This window comes from Acinetobacter sp. UBA3132, from assembly GCF_002364825.1.
Taxonomy (GTDB): Bacteria; Pseudomonadota; Gammaproteobacteria; order Pseudomonadales; family Moraxellaceae; genus Acinetobacter; species Acinetobacter schindleri.
The window spans coordinates 1-10,589 of record NZ_DEZM01000061.1; the positions used below are offsets into that span (position 1 = coordinate 1).

Genomic DNA, 10,589 nt, shown 5'->3' on the forward strand with positions numbered 1-10,589 from the left:
TTATGGGGAATAAAAAATATACGATCGGTAGCTGGAAGATTTATACAAAATTGTCATTTATTCGTTCGTATATCACATAAAGAATATCGTAATAAGCAAGTTGCAAAATTTGCTATAAAAATGAATCCTCAATCACTAAAAATAGCCTATATTAACCAGACTGAAATAACAAAAAGAGCTTGCAGTGGATTCGCAACAACGCCCGGTTATCTTTGGCAATATTCCTAGACTTCCCGCTAAATGGGCACTGATAATTATCCCTTTCATCCTGTCCTGCCTGATGAGCGGTATTATTTCTTTCATTAATATGCTGCGTACTTTGGGCTGGATTGAAGGTTTTATTTCATTATGGCTGCACAACTGGATGATTTCCTGGGCGTTCGCTTTTCCGATCGTGCTGCTATTGTTGCCATTCGTACGTAAGCTCACTGGCCTGTTGGTGGATATGAGTGGCTCACAACTGCCCAAGTAGATTTATTGATTGCATACAACTCACGCGTTGATTGAGTTGATTTACCTGCCGATTTTGAAAAGCATACAGCTGGCCCGAATGATCAATTTTCAGGACTTTGGCTTGCACTAGAGCAAGCAAGAAGATCTCCAGCTTTTTGAGATTAAGCAGGACAAAAGGATTACCAAGATTGTTCTAGCAGGAACTACACCTGACCTTGTACTGCTTAAAACATGCTTAAGGTTTCCTAGGGTTCTTATCTGGCAAATAGAACTTGGACGATAGCTCAATCCCTGAGATTTGAGTATAAGCTAAGAATCAAAGCACATATTCGACAATGGCCCGGATAATCCCCAGTACCAGGCCGATAAAGGCCCCGACCACCACACCGTTGACCCGGATCATATGCAGATCGCCACCGACCTCATTTTCAATCTTGTCAATCATTTCACGTGAATCCCATTCATGAATCCGTTCACTGATAAAACGGATGACTTTCTCGCTGTATTGATCACTTAAGTCAACTGCCATATTACTCATACGGTTATTCAGTAATTCACGCACTGAACTGTTGGAAATGATATTTTCACCCACTTGCTGAATGGCAATACGTAGATTTTCTGCAATACCGGAATCCGGTTTTTCCAGATCTGCCTTGATCGCATCACAGAGAATCACCACGGCACCACTAATGAAATTCAGTACCTGTGGGCTGTCCAGCAGGGCATCTTTAGCAGAATTTAGACGCTGACTGACATCGCTATCATTGTCAGCCAGTTGCAGCATCAGCTGATGGGCGGACTCTTCAATCTTCAGGCGCCAAGGATGATCCGGATCTGCCAGCATGGCTTCGACGCGCTGAATTACCGAGTCGATACTGCGCTGTTGCACGTCAATCCCGATCCAGCTGGCACCCTTTGCCAATTTCCACACTCCCATTTCCTTAAACAGGGTACGGGTCAGTTCACGGGTCTGCTCCGGATGTGATGTCATCCAGGCATGTGCCAGATCCAGGCCACGTTGCAGAACATCCTGATGAAAGTCATTTTCCAGGACGGCACGTAGCATCTCACTGGCCAGATGATTGATCTGGGTGCTTTTCACCCATTGCACACTATTGCTCTGAATAAAGCCGGAAATCTGTTCCTGACCGACAAATTCAAAGATCCGTGGAGCAGTCTGCTGGATGACCTGAGTCACCTGACGGTTATTCTCCGGATTTGCCAGCCAGCGGCCTGCTGCCAGGCTCAGGTCGGTACTGGCCAGACTACGCTCCACAATCTGTGGAGACAGGAAGTTTTCCTGCACAAAGCGACCCATCGACTCGGCAATACGGGCCTTATTGCGTGGAATGATCTCGGTGTGGTCACGCAGAAATCTGGGAATAGGCAACTTGCCAAAAGGATTGCGGAACAGAACGGTAATTGCGTACCAGTCTGCCATTCCACCTACCACACCCGCTTCTGCAGACAGCATCAGGATATGGATCAACCATACATATTCTGGCAGTAATTTGGCAGCGACCATCAGTGCCAGCCAAGTGACGACAGCCACAATTAAGGCAATGGTGGCAAAACGTTTACTGCGTTGCAGGCTCGGTGAACTGGTCTCTGTCTGCATAAAGACTCCTATTTAGTCGTAGTCACGGGCTGTGGCTGCAGTATCTCACCTGTTGGGCTCAGACCATATTTAGCGCCGAGCGATTGTAGAATCAAGCGAGCATCGAAGGCATCTTTGGGCGCCTGTCCCTGTTTAAAGCATTCAATCGTATAGGCAATCTGTGCTGGCTCTACAGTGACACGATACGGCATGTCATAGAAGGGATCAGGCCAATAAAATGGATGCCGGCGATAATAGCCATAGGGATATGGCATGGGTGTGGGATAGACGATTGCTTCACGCGGAGGTCGTTGGGTACGGTTGCTTGGATCATCCAGCACCCGAAAGAACTGGAAACCATTATGTATAGTCGTCTGGGCCGCCTTGACTAAGGTAATTTCTTCAGCTGTCCCAAAGCTCATGTTTGGACGCGCCTTGAAACTGATCCGGTAAGTCTGGGCATTGAGAGGTGTAGTACTGTACTGGCCGAGCTGGTCAAAGGTCAGTGGTTTGGAAGGGGTCGTTGCACAGCCTGAAAGCAGGGCAGTGCTTGCAAATGCTAAGGCGATGATGGTCTTCTTCATCTTCGTTCTCCTGATGGGGTGATCCAGCGACAGCAGCACCTGAAAATACCTAAAAACTGCTATCCGGCTGGGTCAGGAAACTTAATTCTTCCTCGGTAGATTCACGGCCCAGAATCTGGTTGCGATGTGGGTAGCGTCCAAAGCGTTCGATAATGATTTTATGCTTGATTTCATATTCGAGATTAGACGGATTACCGAGGCGTTGAAATAGTTTGAAGGCATATTCATGAATCAGTCTGGATTCACTGTGCATGAACGGCATATATAAAAAAGCCCGCTGTTCCGGACTGAGCTGCTTGTCCAGATCCAGACTAATGGCTTCCTGTGCCAGAGCTAGAGCCAGGCTATCTTGGGCAAAAGCACGTGCAGTACCCCGAAAAATATTGCGAGAAAACTGGTCCAGAACAATGATTTCTGCCAGACGGCCTTCAGCAGTTTTACGCCAGGACCATAATTCAGCCTGACTTGCCTGTTCCAGAATTTCTGAAAATTGCTCAGTCAAACTTTGGTCGAAATGGTCGCTTTTGGCAAACCAGTTCGGCTGGGTTTCGGCACTAAACCAGAAGTCCAAAATATCTTGATAATTCATAAGGTTTACAATTCGTTAGCATTTATTCGTTAATAAAATCACAAATTTCACATGTCTTATAGAGAAAGTTTGTGTTAAAAATTTGCGGAATTAAAATCAATGATTTGCCTGAAAAGCAGGCAGGGTGTAATGTGCGGATCTAAAATCACGTTATACTCTTATAAAATGATGATTTTATTTTAATAGTTTAGCCCATTAAGCGAGATTGTAATGAGTCAACCTGAATCGACCAGCCAAGCTGTATTACCAACTTGGGTGGATTCGTCGCTCATCAAGGGGATGCTGCGCGGAATTGAGCGAGAAAGCCTGCGTATGCAAGGTAATGGCTTTCTGTCGCAAAGGCCGCATCCTGTAGCACTAGGTTCAGCCCTGACTCATCCGCATATCACCACTGACTATTCTGAAGCCTTGATGGAGTTTATTACTCCGCCAAAAGACAGTATTCGTGGCGCTTTGGATTACCTGATGGATATCCATGCCATCGTACATCGCAAACTGGAAGATGAAGAAAAGCTGTGGCCGATGTCGATGCCATGCATGCTCGACAGCAGCGATGACAGCATTCCACTGGCGCAGTACGGTTCTTCCAATATTGGTTTATTCAAGACACTTTACCGTCGTGGTCTAGGTGTGCGCTATGGTCGCCGTATGCAGACCATTTCGGGCGTACATTATAATCTGTCTTTCCCGGATCATTTCTTCGAAGCGCTACAGGCCAACGAAAGTGATGAATCACTGCGTAACTTAAGCCTGCAGGATTACCGTAGCCACCGTTATATGGGGCTGATCCGTAATTTTATCCGACTGACACCATTGGTGATGTTCCTGGTCGGTGCTAGCCCGGCAGTGTGCCAATGCTTTATGACCGGTCGTGACCATCAGCTGTTGCCACTTACTCGCGGCACCTTATATACCCCATATTCAACTGCATTGCGCATGGGCCGTTTCGGTTATCAGAACTCAGCCCAAAAGCAGCTCGGTATTCATTACAATAACTTGCAGGACTATCTGGAAGGTCTGCAAAAAGCAGTTAAAACACCATATAAACAATTTACCCGTCTGGGCCTTGAAGATGCAACAGGGCAACCCATCCAGATCAATGATCATGTGCTACAGATCGAAAATGAATATTACAGTCTGGTACGTCCAAAGCAGGTGCCAGAAGCCGGTGAAACTCCATCACAGGCACTGGCAAATCGTGGTATTGGCTATGTGGAACTGCGTGCAGTGGATGTCAATCCATACAGCCCGATCGGGATTGATGAACATACCGCAGGCTTCCTGGAAGTAGTTGCACTGTACTGTTTATTGCAGGACAGCCCGGCACTGCTGAGCGATGAGCAGGACATCATCGAAAAGAATCAGGCTGAAGTGGTCAATCGTGGTCGTGCTCCGAATGCGGCTATTCTGGAAAATGGTCAAAAATATCTAATCGAAGACTGGTGTGCAGTTCATCTGGCGCGCATGCAGCCGCTGGCAGAATTATTGGATGCAGCATATGGCAATAATCTTTACACGACAGCCATGAAAACCATGCAAATCCGTGTTGATGAAGTCGATGCGACACTTTCTGCGCTTGTGGTGGGTGATATCCGTAAGCAGGGTGGCATGTGGCATTTCGGCCAGGTGCTGGCACAGCAGCATGCTGCGGTTTATCAAGCGCATCAGCTCAGTAAAAAAACCACTGCATATTTTGATGAGTTAGTACAAAAGTCCTTGCAGCAACAGCAGGAACTCGAGCAAGATAGCAGCATCAGCTTTGCTGAATATCTCGCTCAATTTCGATAAAAAACAAGAGGATAGACCATGAAATGGGGTTACCGCTTCGTGAGTGGTGCGTTATTTGCCGCATCCGTGATGGGGATGGCATTTGCATTATATCTAGAACATGTGCAGGGTCTTGAGCCTTGCCCGTTGTGTATTTTTCAGCGTATTGGCCTGATTGGTCTGGGGATTATTTCTTTCATTGCTTTCTTGCATAATCCGAAAGCAAATGGCATGAAACGCCTGTATGCCTTTTTAGGATCAGTGAGTATTTTGTGGTCCGCAGGTGTGGCAGCACGTCATGTCTGGCTGCAAAACCTGCCGCCGGATAAAGTCCCAAGTTGTGGTCCGGGTCTGGATTACTGGCTGGAAACCTTGCCAATGAAGTCGGTGTTCCAGCAGGTACTTAGCGGTTCAGGTGAATGTGCCAAAGTGGACTGGACTTTTCTGGGGCAGTCTTTACCGGTCTGGTCACTGGTATTTTTCTGTATCTTGTTGCTGGTCAGTTTATGGCAGTTATTCCGTAAATATCAGACGGCGCCAGTCAAATGCCTAAGAGATAAATACTGATGCAAATAAAAGCCCTCATTTGAGGGTTTTTTTTATAGCTGAATCAGGTCAGAGCAATGCCTTCAACACTTTCCAGGTCCATCATATATTCATGGATCTGGTCAAAGACTTTGTCCTCCACACTCGGATAGAACCAGCGCACGATCTGTTCAGCCACTTGTGGGTGAAACCGGATTTCAAAATGGTTCAATCCATAGAAAATTGCTTTATGGGAGTCTGGAACTTTCAACTGAAAACGCGGGTTCGGATGCTCACCGAGTGCACTTTTGACACTGACCAGATAATCCCCAATCACATTGCGGGTGCGGTTATGCCGGTTTTCATATTCAATCGTACCGGCCACCAGATAGGTTTGGATATGTGACGGAATCGGTGCCGGTTTACGGTTATCATCCATCAGGCCAATTCTGACTTCATTATGTTCCCAGTCATCATCCCGAACACTGCCGTGGCGCAGATCCAGAATGCCATTACTGCGGATATTCACCACATGACCAATAATCTTTCCAAACGGGAAGCGTCCCAATTTATCCTGCAGGCTAAAACCAAAGCGCTCTAATGCTGCACCATGATGTGGTGAGCCGAGACAGACCAGATTGTCGACCATATTGACCCATTCATAGACATGCTGTTTGCCATAGAACAGGGCACTACGAGCGACTAATCCGCCCATACTGTGTCCGATCAGATCAATACTGGTAATGCCGGGATTGCGGGTGATCAAGTCATGCAGGGTATTGGCCAGACTACGGCCATTGGCGGAAATGCGGCGTCCGGAGTTATAGTTGAGATATAACATGGTATTGTTATCGCGCTGTGCCAGCAGCTTTTCACCAATGCCTTCATGCTTATGATTGGACCAGGTCAGATGATTCATACATAAGCCATGCACGAATATAGTAATCCGGCCAGTCAGTTCGCCTTGCTGCAATGAAGTATAGTGATCATAAACTACCATCGGCAATGCCATCGGATTTTGATGCTTGAGCAGATAGTCGCCAATGATGCCATTTAGCACACCAACCAGAAAATGCAGGCTCGGCGTCAGCGGCTTGTCATGCAGACGTGGGAATCTGGTAATGATACGGCGTAGTCCAGGGGCAACCATGGTATTGCCATAGTGAAACAACAGGTCATAGGAACGCTGATAGAGCCGGACAATGGCAGGCAGGTTCTGGATTTTTTCTGAATGACGTTCACTTAAACCAAAGAAACTATATAAGATTTCACGCTGGATAGTCTTGATCAGTTCTTGGGCAACATCATTAAACCGCATGGTAACAAGCTGAGCAAGTCCTTCCAGTACATCTGCCTGGGTAGGAGGAGTACGATCCCACTTGCAATAGGTTTCATGCAATGGCGTTAAGCTTGTCATCGGATCCGTTCCTTTCATCAATGCGAATATCTGAGACCTTTCTTTTTAAAGACGTTCGCGGTATAAATTCTTCTGAACTTTGATGTTTCTAATTTTTCTGGGAATATTCTTAAAATACCGAGGAACGTGAAAAACTGCGGTGTTTTTTGTCGGACAATTCACCAAAAACAGATTAGATAACGATGATCCATCTCTCATATATAAAATAGATTTTGATTAAAATATAGGCGTTTTTATTAATAATTGATGAATGTCATTTACTTACACGGCTTTCGAAGCAGCGCTGCCTCGATCAAGGGCCAGCTGCTTCAGCAGTATTGCGAAAAAAATCCACAAATTCAGGTGCATTTGCCAGATCTGAACATGTCACCTGTGGATACTATTCAGCATATGTCAGCGCTGATTGAGTCACTGGACCATGTAAGCTTGGTGGGCAGTAGCCTGGGGGGATTTTATGCGACACATCTGGTCGCCAAGCATAGTGTGCCGGCTGTACTGATCAATCCGGCCATGCGACCATGGCAGCTGTTCCGCGAACTGTTCGATGATGAGCTGCCATTACAGGTGCATCCGAACTGGCGTCTGGATGATTCACATCTTGATCAGCTGGAAGGACTGGCACTGCCAACTGCACAAGATGCAGACAAAATACTGGTACTGTTACAACAAGGCGATGAAGTTTTGGATTATCGTGAAGCACATCGCTATTATAGTGCTGCTCATCCTCCGGCGATGCTGATGACTGAGGCCAATGGCAATCACGGGATGGATGATTTTGCGGAGAAAATTCCGCTGGTGTTACAGTTTTTATTGGACTGCATAAAAAAGGAAACCGAATAACGTGTCTCAATATACGGCTCAATCTCTTGAAGTTCTGTCTGGTCTGGACCCGGTCCGTCGTCGTCCGGGCATGTATACCGATACCACTCGTCCAAACCATCTGGCGCAGGAAGTGATTGACAATGCTGTGGATGAGGCACTGGCTGGACATGCCAACAAAATTAACGTGACAGTCTATAAAGATGGCTCGTTATCAGTCGAAGACAATGGCCGTGGTATGCCGGTGGATATTCACCCGGAATATGGTCAGAGCGGGATTGAAATCATCCTGACTAAACTGCATGCCGGCGGTAAGTTTAGTACCGATAACTATCAGTTCTCTGGTGGTCTACACGGTGTAGGGATCTCGGTGGTAAATGCGTTGTCGACCCGTGTTGAAGTCGCAGTCCAGCGTCAGGGTAACCTGTACAAAATGGCCTTTGAAAATGGTGAGCCAACAGGTCCGCTAGAAGTCCTCGAAGGTAAAGCGCCAAAACGTGCGTCTGGGACTACGGTGCAATTCTGGCCAGAAGCCAAATACTTTGATTCACCAAAATTTGCTTTAAAAGCTTTAAAACATAATCTAAAAGCCAAAGCCGTTTTGGCCGCAGGTTTAGAAATCAATTATATCGATCAGATTAATGACGAAAAGATCACCTGGCAGTTTGAAAATGGTCTAGTCGACTATCTGATGGATGAGCTGGAAGACCGTGAGATCATTCCGGCACCAGCCTTTGTTGCAACGGGTGATGCCGAGCGTGCCAGTGCTGAATTTGCCATCTGCTGGAATGTGGAAGGTGGCGAAAGCATTCAGGAATCCTACGTCAACCTGATTCCAACTGCGCAGGGCGGTACCCATGTCAATGGTCTGCGTTCTGGCGTGACCGATGCGATGCGTGAGTTCTGTGAGCTACGTAATCTGTTGCCGCGTAACATGAAGCTGTCTGCCGAAGATGTCTGGGACGGCGTGAACTATATCCTGTCACTGAAATTCCAGGAACCGCAATTCTCAGGTCAAACCAAAGAACGCCTGTCGAGTCGTGAAGCGGTCGGGGTGGTGCAGAATATTGCTAAAGATGCCTTTGCATTATGGTTGAACCAGAATTCAGATATCGCCATGCAACTGGCTGAAATGGCCATTTCCAAAGCAGGACGCCGTCTGAAAGCGGCCAAGAAAGTTGAACGTAAGAAAATTGTTGCGGGTCCAACTTTGCCGGGGAAACTGTCGGATTGTGTAGGCCATGATCTCGATCAATCTGAATTATTTATTGTGGAAGGTGATTCTGCCGGCGGTTCAGCCAAGCAGGCGCGTGACAAGAATTTCCAGGCGATCATGCCAATTCGAGGTAAGATTCTGAATACCTGGGAGGTCTCTTCTGATGAGGTGCTGGCGTCTCAGGAAGTACATAATATCGCGATTGCCATTGGGGTGGATCCGGGTTCGGATGACCTGTCTGAACTGCGCTATGGCAAGATCTGTATTCTGGCCGATGCCGACTCGGATGGTCTGCATATTGCAACCTTGCTGTGCGCACTGTTTGTGAAACATTTCCCGACGCTAGTCGAAGAAGGCCATCTATATGTCGCAATGCCGCCTTTATTCCGGATTGATGACAACAAAGACGTGCACTATGCTTTGGATGAAGACGAGCTAAATAGCATTCTGAAAAAATGCAAAACCAAGAATCCACAAATTACCCGATTCAAGGGTCTGGGTGAGATGAATGCCAGTCAGCTGCGTGAAACTACGCTTGATCCAAATACCCGCCGTCTGGTACAGCTAGATTTAGATGATGCTCATCATACCGCAGGTTTACTGGATAAATTACTGGCAAAAAAACGTGCCAGTGATCGTAAAGACTGGTTGGAACAGAAAGGTAATCTGGCAGATCTGGTGGTTTAAACTATCAAATTTGAGCAATCAAAAAATCCCGCCAGAGCGGGATTTTTTATGAATAAAGATTAGACATCGCATAAAGAACAGTTAACGCCGCGGCAATTATGTAAAACCGAGCTGCGTGCGCTATTTTTGTTGGTACCGGGTCCTTCTACCAGAGGCCCTGCAAGTTGTTCAGCACCTGAACCCGGACGCCATTTGCTTTTCATATTAATTTGCTGATGACCAGTAATCATCGGTTTAGCTAAAGTCTGCTGTTGGCAATAATTACATTCAATCGTATCGGTCGAGATACGGGCAATTGGAACACGTTGTTCAAAAATTCCCTCGCAATGCTCACAGCGGAAATCATATAACGGCATTTCTGTACTCCTGTAGCATGAAGGCCTCAAATTAAAAAGACGGGTAGCCGAAGGCTTTAGGTTGGATGACTACCCGTTGCGAAGCTAAAACAACAATAAATTGTAAAACTAGCGTTTATGCCCCCAGAATTTGTCATCGTTCAGTGCACCCTGAGGAAGGATGTTCTGCTCGAAGATTGAAGTTGGCAGAGATACGGTACATGCACAGTTTGGAATATCCACGATGCCACCGATACGGCCTTCAACTGGTGCCGCAGTCAGTAACATGTATGCTTGTGAACCGGTAAAGCCAAAGTTTTCAAGGTATTTGATCGCTTTTAAACACGCCTGACGATATGCCACAGTGGCATCCAGATAATGGTTTACGCCATCTTCAACGCTGATGCCTTCAAAGGTCAGCCACTGGTCATAAGCCGGACGGACATTACTTGGCACAAAGATTGGAGAATCGATATTGTACTTTTCCATACCGCCCTTGATCAGGTCGAAGCCGACACGGGTAACACCATCCATTTCGATCGCGCCACAGAAACCGATTTCACCATCTCCTTGCGAGAAGTGCAGATCGCCCATCGAGAA

12 protein-coding genes are annotated in these 10,589 nt (G+C 46.7%); 6 read left to right on the forward strand and 6 right to left on the reverse strand.

The genetic code is table 11. The annotated features are described in order from the left end of the window. Positions 1–228, forward strand: a 228-nt coding sequence (locus B4033_RS02815; RefSeq protein WP_286831943.1) for a hypothetical protein, incomplete at its 5' end; no start/stop codon positions are given. Continuing rightward, positions 185–472, forward strand: coding sequence for a DUF2798 domain-containing protein (locus B4033_RS02820; RefSeq protein ID WP_048882148.1), 288 nt, complete (start codon positions 185–187; stop codon positions 470–472). The genes B4033_RS02815 and B4033_RS02820, both read left to right, overlap by 44 nt. 297 nt (positions 473–769) lie before the next feature. Here B4033_RS02820 and B4033_RS02825 read toward each other — a convergent pair whose 3' ends face one another. Genes B4033_RS02825 through B4033_RS02835 form a run of 3 tightly spaced genes read right to left on the reverse strand, consistent with a single transcriptional unit; the run spans position 770 to position 3,223 of the window. Then, complete coding sequence (locus tag B4033_RS02825) at positions 770–2,071, reverse strand: DUF445 domain-containing protein (RefSeq protein ID WP_286831945.1); 1,302 nt, start codon at positions 2,069–2,071, stop codon at positions 770–772. An 8-nt stretch (positions 2,072–2,079) separates the two neighbouring features. After that, positions 2,080–2,634 carry a CC0125/CC1285 family lipoprotein gene (locus B4033_RS02830; protein WP_286831947.1) on the reverse strand — a complete coding sequence of 185 codons (555 nt, stop codon included), beginning with the start codon at positions 2,632–2,634 and terminating at the stop codon, positions 2,080–2,082. 49 nt (positions 2,635–2,683) lie between these two features. After that, positions 2,684–3,223, reverse strand: coding sequence for a DUF924 family protein (locus B4033_RS02835; protein ID WP_004813851.1), 540 nt, complete (start codon positions 3,221–3,223; stop codon positions 2,684–2,686). A 210-nt stretch (positions 3,224–3,433) separates the two neighbouring features. On the opposite strand from B4033_RS02835, the gene gshA reads away from it, so the two are divergent. Together gshA and B4033_RS02845 are read left to right on the forward strand one after the other, a co-directional pair. Then, positions 3,434–5,011 carry a glutamate--cysteine ligase gene (gene gshA / locus B4033_RS02840; protein ID WP_076752858.1) on the forward strand — a complete coding sequence of 526 codons (1,578 nt, stop codon included), beginning with the start codon at positions 3,434–3,436 and terminating at the stop codon, positions 5,009–5,011. Between the two features lie 18 nt (positions 5,012–5,029). Beyond that, positions 5,030–5,557 (forward strand): disulfide bond formation protein B, encoded by a 528-nt coding sequence (locus tag B4033_RS02845; protein ID WP_286831950.1) that lies wholly within the window; start codon positions 5,030–5,032, stop codon positions 5,555–5,557. A 43-nt stretch (positions 5,558–5,600) separates the two neighbouring features. Here the strand turns inward: B4033_RS02845 and B4033_RS02850 are convergent, their stop codons facing one another. Further along, positions 5,601–6,932, reverse strand: coding sequence for a hypothetical protein (locus B4033_RS02850; protein ID WP_286831951.1), 1,332 nt, complete (start codon positions 6,930–6,932; stop codon positions 5,601–5,603). A 246-nt stretch (positions 6,933–7,178) separates the two neighbouring features. On the opposite strand from B4033_RS02850, the gene B4033_RS02855 reads away from it, so the two are divergent. Further along, on the forward strand, positions 7,179–7,772 hold the full coding sequence (locus B4033_RS02855; protein ID WP_076752861.1) for a YqiA/YcfP family alpha/beta fold hydrolase: 594 nt from the start codon (positions 7,179–7,181) through the stop codon (positions 7,770–7,772). Between the two features lies 1 nt (position 7,773). Further along, positions 7,774–9,654, forward strand: coding sequence for a DNA topoisomerase IV subunit B (gene parE, locus B4033_RS02860; protein ID WP_286831953.1), 1,881 nt, complete (start codon positions 7,774–7,776; stop codon positions 9,652–9,654). Positions 9,655–9,713: 59 nt separating this feature from the next. Here parE and B4033_RS02865 read toward each other — a convergent pair whose 3' ends face one another. After that, a complete protein-coding gene (locus B4033_RS02865; protein ID WP_004813845.1) occupies positions 9,714–10,010 on the reverse strand; it encodes an FmdB family zinc ribbon protein in 297 nt (98 codons plus the stop codon). 108 nt (positions 10,011–10,118) lie between these two features. Then, a partial coding sequence (locus B4033_RS02870; RefSeq protein ID WP_286831956.1) for an acetamidase/formamidase family protein occupies positions 10,119–10,589 on the reverse strand: 471 nt, incomplete at its 5' end.